The organism is Streptomyces odontomachi (genome assembly GCF_024435355.1).
Classification (GTDB): Bacteria; Actinomycetota; Actinomycetes; order Streptomycetales; family Streptomycetaceae; genus Streptomyces; species Streptomyces odontomachi.
The window spans coordinates 226,931-241,590 of record NZ_JAMJWG010000016.1 but is presented as its reverse complement, the minus strand read 5'-3'; the positions used below and the strand labels follow the sequence as shown (position 1 = coordinate 241,590).

The window sequence follows — 14,660 nt, the reverse complement described above, 5'->3', positions numbered from 1 at the left end:
TGGCAGCGGGCGGGCGCGGGAGCAGCAGCGACGGGAGCAGCAGTGACGGTAGCGGCAGTGACGGTGCGGTGAGGCGCGGGTGGTCTACCCAGCCGAGGTCCGCGTACGGGTACGGGCCGCGTACGCACGGGACTTGTTGCGGTTGCCGCACACCTTCATCGAGCACCAGCGGCGGCTGCGGTTCTTCGACACGTCCCAGAACACCCATCCGCAGGTGTGCTCCGCGCACCGCTTGAGCCGCACCGCGTCGCCGGTCGTCGTCAGCTCGCTCCAGGCGATGGCGAGGCGCACCAGCGGCTCCCGCTCGGCCGGCAGGCCGGGTGCCGTGACCAGCGTCCCGTCGGCGGTGACCAGGACGGGATGCTCGGCCAGCACCTTGTCCGCGGCCGCCACCAGACCCTCGTCGGGGGTGTCGCCGACATGCGCCCCGAGCTGCTCGCGGATACCTGCGCGCAGGACCAGATAGGCGGCATGGGCGGCGGTCGGCACCGCGTTTCGGGCCGGTCGCAGTCCGCGGTCGTGCAGCCAGACGGCGAGCCCCTTCGGGGTGGCGATCTCGTCGCTGTCCTCCTCGACGTCGACCGTGTTGGCGAACGCCTCCACCAGTGCCGCCGCGGCAGGCTGTTCGAGCATCCGCCCCACCTCCGATCCGTCGCCCATCTCAGGGGGCCACTTCCACACTCTACCGGCTATCTGCTTTGCCGGTTGCGGCGAGGCAGGTCACCGTGCCACGCTCACCTCACCGCCAAAATGGATAGGCGGTTAGATGAACGGGGACGGGGATGAAGACAGGGACGGGGACGGGGCCAGGGATGGGGATGGGGATAAAGATGACGACAGCAGAGCCCGCACAGCGACAGGAGACCCGACCAGACCGCCCACCGACGAGGCCAGACCGCCCACCGACGAGGCCGGGCCGCCAGCCGACGAGGCGAGGCCACCCACCGACCAGGCCAGACCACCCACCGAACAGGCCAGACCACCCACCGACCAGGCCGGGGCGGAGCAACACCGTCGTGCTGGTGGGTTTCACCGCCGCCACCAACCTTGCCGACGGCGTGCTGAAGATGGCCCTGCCGCTGCTCGCCGCCCAACTCAGCAGTTCCCCCGCACAGGTCACGGCCGTCTCGCTGACCCTCACCGCCCCCTGGTTGTTGATCGCCCTGCATGTGGGCGTCCTGGTCGACCGCCTCGACCGGCGCCACCTGCTCTGGGCCGCGAACGCCATGCGGCTTGCCGCGATGGGCTGGCTCACGACCACCGCCGTCACCGGCAGCCTCTCCCTGCTCCCGGTGTTCGCCGCCGGCGCGGTCCTCGGCGTGGCCGACGTGATCGCCGGAACGGCCGGCTCCGCCATCGTCCCGGCCGCCGTCCCACCCGCGGCGCGGGATCGGGCCAACGCCTGGGTCTCCGGTGCCGAGACGGTGTGCCAGGAGTTCGCCGGTCCGTTCGTCGGCGGCCTGCTGATGGCCGCCGGTACGGGCCTGGCACTCGGGGCGACCTGGGCCGCGTACGCCGTGGCGGCCCTCACCCTGCTGCTGCTCTCCGGACGCTTCCGCGCCGACCACGGCGCCGCCGCTCCCGCCTCCGTCAACGCCCGGATCGCAGAGGGCGTCCGCTACCTGTGGCAGCACCACCTGCTACGCACGCTCGCGCTGATCCTGACCGTGCTCTGCGGCGTCTGGGGCGGCTGGCTCGCCCTGATCCCGCTGTACGCGAAGACGGAGATGGGCCTTGGCGCCGGGGAGTACGGCCTGGTGCTCAGCGCACTCGGCGTCGGAGGGCTCGTCGGGGCCCTCACCGTGACCACCGTAAACCGGCTGCTCGGCATCGGCTGGGCGATGTTCGCCGATCTGCTGGGCACCGCGGCGATGGTCGCGCTGCCGGCACTGACCGCGCAGACATGGGCGGTGGCGGCGGGCGCGTTCCTCGGCGGAATGGGCGGCACGCTGTGGACGGTGAACTCCCGCACCCTCAGCCAGCGTCTGGTGCCGGACGAGATGCTCGGCCGGTTCAGCGCCGCGTCCCGCCTGTTCAGCTGGGGAGCGATGCCGATCGGCGCCGCACTGATGGGCCTGATCGGCGAACTGGCCGGCCTGCGGGCGGCGTTCGCCGTCTTCACGGTGGCCACGGCGGCAACGCTGGTGCCGTTCCTGCGCACGGTAATGCCGATCCGGCTCGGTGACTGACTACATGACGGTGGGCACCGTCACCGGGGGTGGGCCGACCGCCCAGCGCACGCCGCCTTCACTCGGCCTGCGGCCCGACGCGACGCCAACGGACCGAACCGGCAGCGTCGTCCACGGGCTGGGCGACACGGCGCCCGCGGCGGCCCAAGAGCCGACCTTGCTCCTGCTTGAGCCGGATGAACGACTGCCGCGCGTACCGCGCAAGCCCCTCGCTGGGGTAGGGCACACCCGAGAGGTGGTGCTGCGGCGCGTAGTCCCCGCGCTCCCACTTCGCCTCCGCGATTTCGTACCCCGAAACGTGTGCACTCAATTCAAGCAGGACCTGCGGTACCTGCGACTCGGCAAGGAGATCCGCCTTGGTGACGACGATGTCGCGCATGGCTCTGATATTCGGCAGGAACACCGTACTCAGCCACAGCCGCCACTCCGCCAGCTCTGCATTCGTCGGCTGCTCTCCACCGGCAGCAAAGGGAGATCGCCCATCAGGGCGCGTCGCGGTGCGCTCCATAAACGTGTCGAAAATACGGGTGTTGGCTTCCACGAGCGCGAAAAGGGGCCCATAGAAGTCGCTGAGCTGACGGTTCACCCGCGACAGCCGTTCCTGCCGCTGCGACAGCCGCACGCTGTTGAAGTAGGTCGCGAGATAGCTGACGAAGGCCAGGGCGATGGTGACAGCCGTTGCGTTCATGACAGGGCGCTAGGCGTTGGTGAAGGGGCGCGCGGGCGGCCCGGATGCCCGGGGTCGGAGGACGGCGCCGTTGCGCACATCGCTACACTCCGTAGCCGTCCGGAAACCCCTCCATGGCAAACGGACTCCCCGCACCTCCCCGCACCTCTTGACATGAGCCATATTGCGTGCATACTGGACATTAGACCAGAAAACCGGAGAATCGCACCGCCAGTGGAGACGTCCATTGGCAAGAGATCCTCGCAGGGTCTGGCCAGGCCCCCGAAGCCCCTCGCTACCGTAGCTTCAGCGACGACTGAGGTAGACGGCAACGGTGAGGACTCCGGGGACTGTTTTATGTCACGGCTTGTGTCACGGCTTGTGTCACCGCTTTGCGTAACGGCGTAGTCGCGTCACGTTGCTAGTCGCCTACTCAGGTATCTACTCAGGTATCTATTGAAGTTCAGGGACACTCAGAGGCCCATTCGCGATCAAGCGAGGGCCTCTGACCTGTGCCGGGCTGGCGCGCGACCGCAGACGACCCACCTGGCATCGCCGGGGCGGTTCGTGACCCCTACCCATCCTCATGGCCAACGCTGAGATACCGGACAAGTCCGCCGAGTGACCGCTACACGTCCGCCGAGCGAGCGGCTCGGTTCCGAGGACCGACAAGCTCCGCGACGATTTCGGGTAGCGTGCGGGCCATGTCGAGTCCTGAGTCGGACAGGGCGGGGGCTTTCGGTCACGCCGTCAGCCCCCTGAACCACTGAGCTCGTAGCCCCGCCGTCGCGACGCGTGGCGCGGTCGGACGAGTGTGCCCCAGGGGTTGGCCGCGGTGACGAGATGACCTTCTCGTGCTTCTCCTCACCCCGGAGCCACTCGATGCCTCTCCCGCTGTATCTGCTTGCCATGGCGGTCTTCGCCATGGGTACCTCGGAGTTCATGCTCGCCGGCCTCTTGCCGGACATCGCCGCAGACCTCGACGTCACCGTCGGGACGACCGGCACCCTCACATCGGCCTTCGCGATCGGCATGATCGTCGGTGCCCCGCTCATGGCAGTACTCGCCCGTAACCGGCCTGGACGTTCGAGCCTGCTTGGGTTCGTCCTGGTGTTCCTGACAGCGCACACCGTGGGCGCTGCCACTTCAAGCTTCCCGATCCTGTTCGCGACGCGGGTGGTCGCGGCGCTCGCGAACGCCGGATTCCTCGCCGTAGCTCTGACGACCGCCGTCGCGCTGGTCCTGCCCGACAAGAAGGGACAGGCGCTGGCCGTGCTGCTGTCAGGCACCACGGTGGCCACGATCGTCGGGGTCCCCGGGGGTGCAGTACTCGGCACGCTCCTCGGCTGGCGGGCCACGTTCTGGGCAGTCGCCACCCTCTGCCTGCCCGCGGCGATCGGCATCCTCACCGGAATCCCGGCGGGTAGGACGAAGACGGACGAGAGCGACTCGCCGAGCCTACGAGCGGAGCTCGCGCAGCTCAGGACCCCGCGACTGCTCCTGGCCATGCTGCTCGGAGCACTGGTGAACGCGGCGACCTTCGCAAGCTTCACCTTCCTCGCCCCCGTCATAACCGACACCGCCGGGCTGGGCGAACTGTGGATCTCCGTGGTTCTGGTGCTCTTCGGCGCCGGTTCCTTGATCGGCGTCACCGTCGCCGGCCGGCTGTCCGACCAGCGCCCCGGCCTGGTCCTCGCAGTCGGCGGTCCGCTGCTACTCACCGGCTGGCTGGCCCTGGCCGTGATGGCCTACCAGCCGGTTGCTCTGCTTGCCCTGGTATTCGTGCAAGGGGCCCTGTCGTTCGCTCTGGGCAGCACGCTCATCACGCGGGTGCTCTACGAGGCGGCAGCAGCCCCCACCATGGCCGGCTCCTACGCGACCGCCGCACTCAACGCCGGCGCCGCCGTCGGCCCACTCGTCGCCGCGGCCACGCTCAACACCTCGGTCGGCGACCTCGGACCCCTGTGGGCAAGCGGCCTCCTGGTCGCGGCCGCACTGCTCATCGCGTTCCCTCACCGCACCGTGATCACCGCCGGCCAGAACACCGAGGCGCCCCAGTGACACATCCGAACGCCCCCTAGACCACCGAGGGACACCGAAGTCGTCGCTAGTCCCACGTCACACCCGGCACGAAGCCTCGACCGCTACGAGAGGCGAGGAGCGGTCTGAGGAGCGGTCTGGGGAGTGGATTCCATGATCCACTCCCCAGAACATCCGGTCAACACAGCAGGCCCGGTTTCCAATCCCTGGAAACCGGGCCTGACCTGACCTACATCTTCAGCTGTCGGGGTGGCGGGATTTGAACCCACGACCTCTTCGTCCCGAACTCTCGGCTGAGTGGTCATTGAGGTCCGGCGCGCTGGTCAGTCGGCCATCGAGGGACACTGGCCGTTGTCTGCGGTTGCAGAGGTTGCTGTACTTCGCTGCTGTACCGCAGCTCTCCAGCGCTCACGGACAACCTGCCATTGCGCCTATGGTTGACGCGGCCCGCGTCGGTCGGCGGCTGCTTCCCCCAGGCGCCGGCCCATTGTGGAGGGGACCAGCCCGTTCGAGCCGGGCCGGGTGGGGGAGCGGCATCCGTGTAGTCCGATCGCCCTGTGGGGCGGTCCCTCGGCCTACGCGCTGATGGGCAACTCTCGGGCCCGCTGGCGAGCTTCGGCCCGCAGGCTCTTGAGGCGGCTGTGGAACGCGTTGTGGCGGTTCTGGTCAAGGTTCAGCGGCAGATCGAGTTGAGAGATGAGCTCTGACTCCAGGACCCAGGGCTCGCCATGCTCGATCCAGCACACTCGTGCGTTTTCTGCCATCCACTGGCTGAGGGCGGCTTCGCCTGTTTTGCCGAAGGTCATGCGCTTGCCGCTGCCCACACGGCGCAGTTCGAGCCCGAGCAGGCAGCCGAGCGTGAGCCGCAGGGTCGAGCCGGCCGCGTTGCCCCGGTAGTGGTACCGCACACGCTTCCTCAGGTTCTGCGTGCTGGTCCGGTTCGCCATATAGCGCGGAGCTATGCCGACGTAGAGCAGATGCCCGGCAGCCAGGTCCGAGTGAGGTGCCTGCTCGAAGTGCCACCCGTAGACGCCGGCCACCGCTGGAACGGGACTGGGACGTGCCAAGGCCTCTGTCGCGGACCACAGCCGATCGGGACTGACGAGAGCGGCTGCTGTCATGAAGCCTCCAAGTGCGAAGGATTACGACGGCAGGCTATCGGGGCAGTGCGGGTTCGGGCATACATGGCTGGGCTCCCATGAGCCGTCAGCTTGGGAATCTTGGATTGTCCATGGGGGATTTGACTGATCTGTGACGCAGCGACCATGACACTTACCAGCCAGTGGCTTGGTCTCGCCGCTCCCCGCGTCTCCCCTGCAAGATCTGCCACGGTTCTGACACGACTTCGTCGTCCCGAAGAGGCTACCGGCTGTTTCCGGACGTTCTCCAGAAATTCAAGCGAATCGCCGCGTAGTTGGGCACACTGGCAGACGGAGCAGCTGGCTTGTGCACCGTCCGGCGCTGAACTGGGGGAACTTGTGATCGTCCAGCGACATCTAGACAACGATGATGAACTGACCCAGCACGTCACCCAGCGGTTCAACACTCCATTGGACTGGCCAGAGGACGGAGGGCTGAACACCGAGCAGGTTGCGAACATCGCCGCTGCGGCAGCCTGCGACGTCTCGTACAACCAAGCGGCCAACGGTCATCTGGTCGATCTTTTTGCCGCGCTCCCTCTGCCAGGAACTCCAGAAGGGCATGATTTTTGGAATTCTCTGGGTAATACGGGAGGTGACGCCTCGCTGAATATTGATCCGGCCAATGCGGGTGGCCCATTCTTCGACTACCTGATTAACGGGAACGAAGCAGGCATTGCCGGTCGCGTGCTTGCCTTCCTAGAAGAGCTCGATGGCCAGCAGCGGGATGCAGTAGCAGAAGTGATCGGCGGAGCGCTGGAGCGTAACACGTTCGCAGCGGGCGGCCGATACCTCGGAAAGCTGTGGCTACGTGACGCCGAGACCACTGCCTGGCATGTCCTGCTTGCTAACCGACGACTGCAGGAAACAGAAGAAGATCGCAAGCGATTCCTCGATGCGTGGAGAAATGCCTAAGCGGATTTTCGCCGCTGTACCATCTATAGCATTATCGTACTGGTGTTCAGCTGGTACGAGGCACAGGCTGGACGGTGTCTACGCGATAAGGGGGAGCGGCGATGAGGATCCAGGACCCAGAATACCCGGCAGCAGTCGAAGCGGCCGTGGAGATCCTGCAGGAGCGCGCCAGGCAGGGCAAGACCATCACGTATGGGGAACTGAGCACCGAGTTGGCGGCACAGGGCTTCGACTCCATCCCGCCGCACCGCGGGGTAATGACTTATCTACTCAAGGATGTCTGTCTTCACCACAACGAAGCCGGACGAGCACCGATGCTCTCGGCGATCGTGGTGAATAAGGCCAGCCGGGAGCCATCTGACCAGTTCTCCGGCCTTGCCCGAAGCTTGCCCTTCTCCAGGCCAGCCAACTGGAGTTGGCGGGACGAGCAGCAGCAGGTGTTCGCTCAGCACCGCGAGGAATGACGACGGCACTCGACACCCCGCTTTTGGGAGTGCGATCAGCGGCCAGTAAACCCGTGGCACAGCCAGGACGGGACGACCACAAGTGGCCGTCTCGGGGTACACACGTATGCCGTCGTTGATGTCAGCCGGGGATGTCAACCACGTCGGCTAAGGCCGCGAGAGACCAGGCTTGGCCTGGTGTGATACCGAGGACGAGGGGAATACGGCGGGGCTGTGGGTCGACGAACACACCACGATCAGGCTGTTCGTCGTCACGGCCCAGCGAGGCTCGCTATCAGGCTCCCGCTCGCTGACCAGGAGGGCAACCAACTCATCGGCAACGTGAACAAGTCCACGGTGGAGCGGAACTGCCCGAATCGTCAGCGGCTCCGGTCCTTCGTGTCCTAGAGTGCGAGCGCGGCCGAGACTAGGAAGCGTGAGCTGGGGACCGAGAGACGTACGGACGTTGAGATCGCCAAGGTGCCGAGCATAGGGGAAGAATTGATGGACGAGGGCAGGAAGAAGGACGCCGAGCTACCGCCCTTGCTCTCACGGTTCGTGGACGCAGCGGTGTGGGCCAAGACAAACACTAATCTTGTCTGGGACAGGCAAGCAGATGGAAGGTTCCGCGCTGGACTCGTCCTCAAGTTCTCCGCTTCCCAGTCGGTCATGCTGAAGATCGAAAAGAATCCTGGCAGCCCTCTCGACTGGCAGTTCGGTCCCGCCAAGCCCCTCCCCAAGTTGCGCAGGAAGCCTCTACGCTGATACGCGAACCCACGTCCTTCTCGTCCCGAAGCAACTTGGGCAGGGGCTGCGCCTTGGTTTGGGACGCCTCTCATGCGTGGCGCGGTAACTGTCCCAGAGATTTGGAGCGCCAACTCCTCGACGACCTGGCGCACGACGCCATGGGCGCCCTCGTCCTGCAGTGCTTCGGCGAGGGCCTGATGGACCGTTGCGAACAGCTGCCCTCCCGTGTGTGGCGCGGGCCCGGCTGACCGCCCGCTCGATCTTCGCGAAGTGGGCTATCACGATCGGCATTGCCTTGTCGTACTCGCTGGGGGCCACAGCCATGGGTCAAGCCGATCAGCGCCCACTGATCAAGGGCGGCACCGAGCCACATCAGCTTGGGAAGCTCTGGTCTTCTGTCGGCAGTTGCTCGGCTGACCAGCGGCGGAGCGGTCTCAGTATCTCGCGATCAGCCGCATGATTCCCCGGTGTTCCCCGTGAGGCCCCGCCTGATCTGGCACGGATCTGGCACACATCTCCGCCCCGGACTGGTGCCTCAGGCCCGAAGACTTCGCTTGCGGACACGGACGTGCAGGAACCTGAGTACGGTAGATATTCATCGCCAGACTCGGCGGGGGCCGAGTGGAGTGACGCGGAGGGGCAGTGGACAGGGTTACTCGTGGGTTGATGGAGAGTTGGGCCAAGGACGCAGGAGTTGGGCATCTGAAGGAGTATGTCGCCTTCGAGCGCTTCGTTAACTTCATCGTCCTCTCTCGCCACCACGACCAACAGTTCAGCGTCGAAGATTTTTCCTGCGGTGACGATGGCACGCTCGGAATCGACGGGTTTGCGCTCTCCGTTAATAACGAACTCGTGTCCGAAATGACAGAACTGGAAGACGCACTTTCGGGCGGCGGGACGATTGAAGTCTCGATCACACTAACGCAGGTGAAAACGTCGGCGAATTTCGACTTGGGCGATTTGAGCATCTTCTCGGATGCGTCAATTACTCTGCTTACGGAAGATGAGCCTCCCCATCCCAACCTGGAGGATCAGCAGCAGATGCTCCATAGGGTCTTTGAGGAATCAAGTCGATTTCGCGAGAACCCTGTATGTCGCCTCTACTATGTAACCCTTGGATCGTGGAACAACCGTGGCCCCATCGTGAAAAAGATGGAGGACACCCGAAAGCGGCTATTTGGGTCAAACTTGTTCTCGCGCGTCGATTTTCACGTGTGGGGGGCAAGCGAGGTTCAAAGGAACTGGCGTGCTATTGATTCTGCTCTTGAGGTGACAGTTACGTTCGAGAATCGAACCACGCTTCCTGAGGTAGAAGGGGTGCGTGAAGCGTATCTTGGGGTGCTTCCTGGCAGCGAATTCATCAAACTAGTAACTGATGACGAAGGGGAGATCCGTAAGACTCTCTTCTTTGACAACGTTCGCGACTTTCTAGGCGAGACCGACGTCAATGCGGATATCAGGCAGACGTTGGCCTCTGGTGACCGTAGTCGGTTCTGCGTCCTAAATAATGGGGTCACGGTAGTTGCGCACGACCTGAAGCCCACGGGTAATCGCATGACCCTTGTGGACTTCCAAGTTGTGAATGGGTGCCAAACTAGTCACATCCTTCACTCTGAGCGAGAAAACCTGGACGGTGTGTACGTCCCCTTTCGCTTGATCGTCACTTTGGATGACGAGGTGGCTAAGAGCATCACGAAGGCTACTAATAAGCAAGGTCAGGTAACCAAGGAGAACCTTTTCGCCCTCTCGGATCTGCAGAAGAGGATCGAAGCCTATTTCAACTCGTTTGAAGCAGAGTCCGGTAAGCGCATCTACTATGAGCGGCGTTCGCTGCAGTGGTCGGGTTCGCCTCAAGTCCGCGGTACATGGCGGGTTATCTCCCTCCGTAACCTGATGCAAGCTTTCGCTTCGCTCTACCTGAGGATTCCACACACGGCCGCCCGTTACTATGGGGACCTTCGCAACCGTGTGGGCAACGACGTATTCTCCGATGCGCACAATGAGGCATATTATTATTCCGCCGCCTACGCTTTCTGCAAGCTTGACCATTTCTTCAGGAGTGGAGCAATTGCGCGAGAGCTAAAGCCGGCCCGATACCACCTTCTGGCCGGGGTTCGAACGATTTATTCTAAGTCGAGCACTCCGGAAAAAGTGGAAAGTGTCGGCAAGAAGGCGGAGAAGGACTGCAAGCCTTTCAATGTTTTTTTGTGGGACGACGACCGCTATCTCGAAGCCGTCCACACTTGTGTCGACGCCCTAGTCAAACTTGCTGGCGGCCAAGAGATCAACCGCGACTTTGGGCGTACACGGGATTTCACTGAGCAGTACCTTTCTGAGCTGCTCAAATAGCATTAAAGCGACATGACGAGGTCGGCGCAGCGGCTTTGGGGTGGCGCTGCTTTGGCGCGAGTGATCATGGCCCCGTAAGCTTGCGGCGCGTCGGGCGGTCTGTTGACCTGCCCGGTAAAGCACGACGTTGGGGCCATGATCTGCGAGGCTCGCGCCAAAGTGGCTCCGTAAAGCCGCGGAGCCGACCGCCCCAGCCACGACGTACCCCTTCTCTGACATCAGGCGACTGATCGCTGTGGAGCGCGGCACGGACGCCGGCCGGGCTGGAGCGGGGCGGAGACAGGAGCGCAGGCCCGGCCGGGGGCCGGGCCGCGCGCGGTGAGCGGAGCGAGCCGCCTTGAAGTCGTAGAGAAGGTTGTAACTCAGTCGATGGCTGAGATGCGCCATAGCGGCGCCACGTACTGCTTCGGCCGCCTGCTGATGAGGAGATGGCGCAGGTCCTCGCGTAGTGAGCCGTTGAGGTCTAGGACTTCGGTGATGTGGCGGAACGTCGTGTGAGTGATGCCGCGGGCTCGTGCCTCGGTCTCGAACTGGTCGAGCCGGGAGAGCACCGCTTCGGGGTTCAGCTCCACTTGTGGCTGCTCTTTGAGCCATGCGGCCTTGTTGCGTTCGTAGTCGATTTCCGAGTAGCCGCAGATTTCGCGGCTGTGGGCCTCGACGTCGTCCAGGCTGGTGGTCGTTGCGATGGCGCGGGCCAGCTGGTTGCGGTTGAACGCGTCGTCCAGGTCGACTTCGTGGACCGTGGGGCTCTCGTCGGTGAGTGGGACTGGAAGGCCTGCGTCGCGCATCTCGCAGGTGCCCCGTACGCCCCGGGCCGTGGCCGCGAGCATGCCCGTTGACTCGGACGGGTGCCACTCCAGAACGGAACCGATGGCTTCCACGTCCTTCGGCGTGAACGTGTGGACGAGGGAGCCGAACATGCCGCGCAGGTCTTCCAGCGGGAGTTCGCCGTCGAGACCGGGGCCGGCCACCAGTAGGCGGACAGGCACGTTCGCGTTTACCTGGCAGCAGGCTGCGAGCGTGAGCGCGTCGGCCAATGGGCTCTTGAGGGTTGGTTCGTCGCCGCGGGCCAGGATGTCGCCGCCGACGTCCAGGAGGTCGATGGACTCCGGCGACAGCTGACTCACCAGTTCGTCGAGCTGACGGGTGACGCCCTGGGCCCCCTGACGGGGGTTGATCAGCGTGAAGGTGTGCGGGAGTTCTGCGGCGAGGCGAGGGAGTGTGGAGCCTGCGGGGGCGATGGGGCGTGCTTCAGCCGGCCCTGACCAGACGGTCGGAGTGAGCTGCTTGAGGCCGGTGAAGTTGTCCGGTCCTCGGGGGCCCGGTACCGGGTCGATCAGTAGGCGGTCCCATGCGTACGTGAAGACGACCGTCTCTTCTGCGCCGCCGTACAGGGCGGTGTCGAGCATGGCGGCGGCGACGGCGTCGCCTCCTCCGCCTGCTGCGATGATCAACCGCGTCATGCGGTCAGCGTACGGGGTCGGGGTCTAGCCACTCATCCTATAGTGGCCAGAGGCTATGGCCACTTAGCGAGGAGGGGAGGGCGGATGCCGCAGATTGAAGAGGCCCAGCCGAAGTATCTCCAGATCGCGCACTTCATTCGTGATCAGGTTCTTCGGGGCGACCTCAGGCCGGGGGACGAGGTTCCTTCAGAACGGCAGCTGGCTGCGGACTGGAAGGTGTCGAGACCGACGGCCGCGCGAGCGCTGGAGGCGCTGAGTCATCAGGGCCTGGTCGAGAAGCGTCAGGGATCTGGCACCTATGTGCGGGGGCTGGAGGTCAACCGGCGGGCTCGTGAGCTGTACGGCCGGGCCAAGCAGACGGGGAAGATCTACACGCCCGGCGAGTACGCCGTCATCACGTCGGCCGGCTGGTTGGATGCACCGGATCACGTCGCTGAGGCGTTGGGCCTGGTGAAGGATCGCCGTGCCGTTCATCGGCGGCGGGTGACGAACAACCAGGACGGGCCCATCACGTTGTCCACGTCGTGGTTCGGTCCCGATGTCGGTCAGCGGGCGCCCAAGCTCACGGAACCTGAGCGGATTCGTGAGGGAACGCTGATGTACGTGGAGCAGATGACCGGGCGGCAGGGCACCTATGCCGAAGATCGCATGTGTGCCCGGAGTGCGACGGACGAGGAGGCGGCCGACCTTCAGTTGGAGCCGGGTGCGGCGGTCCTGATCATCCATCACGTGGTCTACGACCTGCAGGATCGGCCGTTGGAGTTCGCCGAAGCCACCTATCCCCCGCACCGCTGGACCTTCGAGAAGGGCTACCTGCTCACCTGATCGAGGGTGCGTTGCGCCGAACCGCTTGCATCCCGAAGTGGCTAATGCCACTATCCAGTAAGTGGCTAAGGCCACTTCAGTTGAAGGGGGCGCGGAGTGACGGGTCAGCGGCCGGACAAGAGTCCGCGGTCGACGTGCCGTGGGTGCCGAGGACGGGGCTGGAAGCGAGTCGGCTCCCGTACGGCTCTCGCGCTCTCCGTCGCCAATGACCGCGTTCGCAGCACATCGAAACGGCGCTGTCTCGACTGCGACGGCACTGGCGAGGAGAAGTGAGCGCGGTGGGTGCATCTCATGGGAACGACGGTGCATCCGACGTGCAAGGCCAGGTCGCCGAAGTGTCGTTCAGCCCGGCGCCCGACATCGGCATGCCACGTACAGACCCCCGCAATCGCATGCGCCGCGATCCGGGGGCGTGGCCGAACCTGTTGGAGGCAGGTCGACATGATCGACCATAGTCGAGAGATCTTGGGAAGGTTGTTGCGGCTGCTCGTGCTGGTGGGGCGGCCTGGGGGAGTCGTCGACGGTTCCGCGCGTCGCTGGGCCAGGGCGTTGCCCCCGCATCGGCTGCGGATGTCAGTGGCCGTGCGGCCGGCCGTAAACCGTGACTGCTCCCGGCCGGTCTATGCCATCCGGGAACGGCGCGCGCAGCTCCAGACACAACGCCTTCGGCGGCGCGCTCTGTGGCTTGCGGTGTACGGCATCGACATCGGTCCGCGCGTGATCCACGGCGTGAGGGTGGCCGGATGATGAGCGCAACGACCACCCCCGCGGCCACGACCGTGCCGTGGCCGGGCCAGGACGGGGACGCCGTCCTGAAGGGCCGGGACTGGGTTCTGAGCATGGCCGGCGGTCACAGTGCCCTGGACGTTCTCTATGGGGCGCAGTGCGCCAAGTGCAAGGAGGCGTCCGCGCAGGAGAGCGGCACCGCTCGTCCAGTGCAGGTCTGGATGATGCAGCACACGCGCGCTCATCCGTCGCACCGCTCGTATCTGTCGACGGAACGCAGGCGTTGGCGTGTGGACCCAAACACCGGTGGTCCGGCAGTCGCAGTCACCACCGAGCCGCCGATCGTCCTCAGCCAACTGTTGCCCGCCACAGGGACGGGTGGGAGGTCTCAAGGCGGACGTACCCGGCACGCCCGTCCCCGTCCTCCACGGTGCCGTCGGATGTCCGCTTTTCTCCGGCGAACAAGGCCTCGGGGGCGGCGGACCTGGAAGCTTCCCGGGCTGTTAGCGCTCGTCGTGGCGGCCGGTGGCCTGGGTGTCGTCTTCTGCGTCTCGCTCCTGCTGGAGGTGGGCCGATGAGTACGGCTCTCCGAGTGCGCTCGGCGTCCCGGGTGCGGGTCATGGCTGAAGAGTGCGAGCACGACGTGCCCAAAGGAGAAACGCACTGCACCAAGTGCGGGACACAGATCTACATCAGCGAGGCAAGCGAGAAGCAGGAAGCGAGGGTGCGCAGTGAAGCAGGCGAATGTGGGCGGCAAGCGACGGGCCGCGTGCGGGGCGGTCGAAGAGGCCGAGACGGTGTGTGAGGAGATTCGCGCGGCCCTGGGTGCGGTCGGCATCGTTCTGCCGTCCCTGTGGGTTGAAAGCGCAGCGTACGTCACCGGCGAGCCGCTGATCGAGTTGGGGCGCTGCAACCTCTCCACCGCCCGCATGCTCGCCGACGTGCTCACGAAGGCACGGCCGTCATCGACGTGAGACACCCAAGGATCCCGGCCGGCCGCCCCGTGGCGTGCGCGGTCGGGTAGTCCCTCTGACCGGACGAGCCTGGAGCATGGGTGACGCCCCCCGACGCGCCCTGATCGAACCGACGGGTTCGGGCTCCTGCCCCGGTCCGCCCCCTTGGCTGGGGTGCCGCACCGCGGTGAGGGACACCGCTCC

Annotated in this window: 14 protein-coding genes; 10 read left to right on the top strand and 4 right to left on the bottom strand. The window is 65.2% G+C overall.

Annotation, left to right across the window (positions count from 1 at the left end; all coding sequences use genetic code 11):
* Nucleotides 1–84: 84 nt before the first annotated feature.
* Nucleotides 85–633: a CGNR zinc finger domain-containing protein gene (locus NQO67_RS29540; RefSeq protein ID WP_255953356.1), complete on the bottom strand. Its 549-nt coding sequence runs from the start codon at nt 631–633 to the stop codon at nt 85–87.
* Nucleotides 634–1,016: 383 nt separating this feature from the next.
* Here NQO67_RS29540 and NQO67_RS29535 point away from each other — a divergent pair, with 383 nt between their 5' ends.
* The gene (locus NQO67_RS29535) at nt 1,017–2,189 is read left to right on the top strand and encodes an MFS transporter (protein ID WP_255953355.1); all 1,173 of its coding nucleotides are present in this window, start codon (nt 1,017–1,019) and stop codon (nt 2,187–2,189) included.
* A gap of 58 nt (nt 2,190–2,247) precedes the next feature.
* Here NQO67_RS29535 and NQO67_RS29530 read toward each other — a convergent pair whose 3' ends face one another.
* The gene (locus tag NQO67_RS29530) at nt 2,248–2,877 is read right to left on the bottom strand and encodes a hypothetical protein (protein WP_255953353.1); all 630 of its coding nucleotides are present in this window, start codon (nt 2,875–2,877) and stop codon (nt 2,248–2,250) included.
* Between the two features lie 861 nt (nt 2,878–3,738).
* Here NQO67_RS29530 and NQO67_RS29525 point away from each other — a divergent pair.
* Nucleotides 3,739–4,917: a Cmx/CmrA family chloramphenicol efflux MFS transporter gene (locus NQO67_RS29525; RefSeq protein ID WP_255953352.1), complete on the top strand. Its 1,179-nt coding sequence runs from the start codon at nt 3,739–3,741 to the stop codon at nt 4,915–4,917.
* Between the two features lie 554 nt (nt 4,918–5,471).
* Here NQO67_RS29525 and NQO67_RS29520 read toward each other — a convergent pair.
* On the bottom strand, nt 5,472–5,936 hold the full coding sequence (locus NQO67_RS29520) for a GIY-YIG nuclease family protein (protein ID WP_255953351.1): 465 nt from the start codon (nt 5,934–5,936) through the stop codon (nt 5,472–5,474).
* A gap of 438 nt (nt 5,937–6,374) precedes the next feature.
* Between NQO67_RS29520 and NQO67_RS29515 the strand changes: the two genes are divergently transcribed.
* The 5 genes from NQO67_RS29515 (at nt 6,375) to NQO67_RS29495 (ending at nt 10,489) form a co-directional block, all read left to right on the top strand.
* A complete protein-coding gene (locus NQO67_RS29515; RefSeq protein ID WP_255953350.1) occupies nt 6,375–6,950 on the top strand; it encodes a hypothetical protein in 576 nt (191 codons plus the stop codon).
* 101 nt (nt 6,951–7,051) lie between these two features.
* Complete coding sequence (locus NQO67_RS29510; protein WP_255953349.1) at nt 7,052–7,414, top strand: hypothetical protein; 363 nt, start codon at nt 7,052–7,054, stop codon at nt 7,412–7,414.
* 483 nt (nt 7,415–7,897) lie between these two features.
* The gene (locus tag NQO67_RS29505; RefSeq protein WP_255953348.1) at nt 7,898–8,158 is read left to right on the top strand and encodes a hypothetical protein; all 261 of its coding nucleotides are present in this window, start codon (nt 7,898–7,900) and stop codon (nt 8,156–8,158) included.
* Nucleotides 8,159–8,259: 101 nt separating this feature from the next.
* The gene (locus tag NQO67_RS29500) at nt 8,260–8,388 is read left to right on the top strand and encodes a hypothetical protein (RefSeq protein ID WP_255953347.1); all 129 of its coding nucleotides are present in this window, start codon (nt 8,260–8,262) and stop codon (nt 8,386–8,388) included.
* 418 nt (nt 8,389–8,806) lie between these two features.
* Nucleotides 8,807–10,489 carry an AIPR family protein gene (locus NQO67_RS29495; protein WP_255953346.1) on the top strand — a complete coding sequence of 561 codons (1,683 nt, stop codon included), beginning with the start codon at nt 8,807–8,809 and terminating at the stop codon, nt 10,487–10,489.
* Between the two features lie 362 nt (nt 10,490–10,851).
* Here the strand turns inward: NQO67_RS29495 and NQO67_RS29490 are convergent, their stop codons facing one another.
* On the bottom strand, nt 10,852–11,952 hold the full coding sequence (locus tag NQO67_RS29490; RefSeq protein WP_255953345.1) for a DUF1152 domain-containing protein: 1,101 nt from the start codon (nt 11,950–11,952) through the stop codon (nt 10,852–10,854).
* An 84-nt stretch (nt 11,953–12,036) separates the two neighbouring features.
* On the opposite strand from NQO67_RS29490, the gene NQO67_RS29485 reads away from it, so the two are divergent.
* The 3 genes from NQO67_RS29485 (at nt 12,037) to NQO67_RS29480 (ending at nt 14,477) form a co-directional block, all read left to right on the top strand.
* Entirely contained in the window at nt 12,037–12,777 is a 741-nt protein-coding gene (locus tag NQO67_RS29485; RefSeq protein WP_255953344.1) for a GntR family transcriptional regulator, read from the top strand.
* A 743-nt stretch (nt 12,778–13,520) separates the two neighbouring features.
* A complete protein-coding gene (locus NQO67_RS44830) occupies nt 13,521–14,081 on the top strand; it encodes a DUF7848 domain-containing protein (RefSeq protein WP_445195107.1) in 561 nt (186 codons plus the stop codon).
* Nucleotides 14,082–14,234: 153 nt separating this feature from the next.
* Complete coding sequence (locus tag NQO67_RS29480; protein ID WP_255953401.1) at nt 14,235–14,477, top strand: hypothetical protein; 243 nt, start codon at nt 14,235–14,237, stop codon at nt 14,475–14,477.
* Nucleotides 14,478–14,660: the final 183 nt, after the last annotated feature.

Coding starts and splice junctions, on each gene's coding strand:
- NQO67_RS29525 (WP_255953352.1), top strand. CDS start 3,739: ATGCCTCTCCCGCTGTATCTGCTTGCCATGGCGGTCTTCGCCATGGGT.
- NQO67_RS29495 (WP_255953346.1), top strand. CDS start 8,807: ATGGAGAGTTGGGCCAAGGACGCAGGAGTTGGGCATCTGAAGGAGTAT.
- NQO67_RS29490 (WP_255953345.1), bottom strand. CDS start 11,952: ATGACGCGGTTGATCATCGCAGCAGGCGGAGGAGGCGACGCCGTCGCC.
- NQO67_RS29485 (WP_255953344.1), top strand. CDS start 12,037: ATGCCGCAGATTGAAGAGGCCCAGCCGAAGTATCTCCAGATCGCGCAC.
- NQO67_RS44830 (WP_445195107.1), top strand. CDS start 13,521: ATGATGAGCGCAACGACCACCCCCGCGGCCACGACCGTGCCGTGGCCG.
- NQO67_RS29510 (WP_255953349.1), top strand. CDS start 7,052: ATGAGGATCCAGGACCCAGAATACCCGGCAGCAGTCGAAGCGGCCGTG.
- NQO67_RS29540 (WP_255953356.1), bottom strand. CDS start 633: ATGCTCGAACAGCCTGCCGCGGCGGCACTGGTGGAGGCGTTCGCCAAC.
- NQO67_RS29505 (WP_255953348.1), top strand. CDS start 7,898: ATGGACGAGGGCAGGAAGAAGGACGCCGAGCTACCGCCCTTGCTCTCA.
- NQO67_RS29530 (WP_255953353.1), bottom strand. CDS start 2,877: ATGAACGCAACGGCTGTCACCATCGCCCTGGCCTTCGTCAGCTATCTC.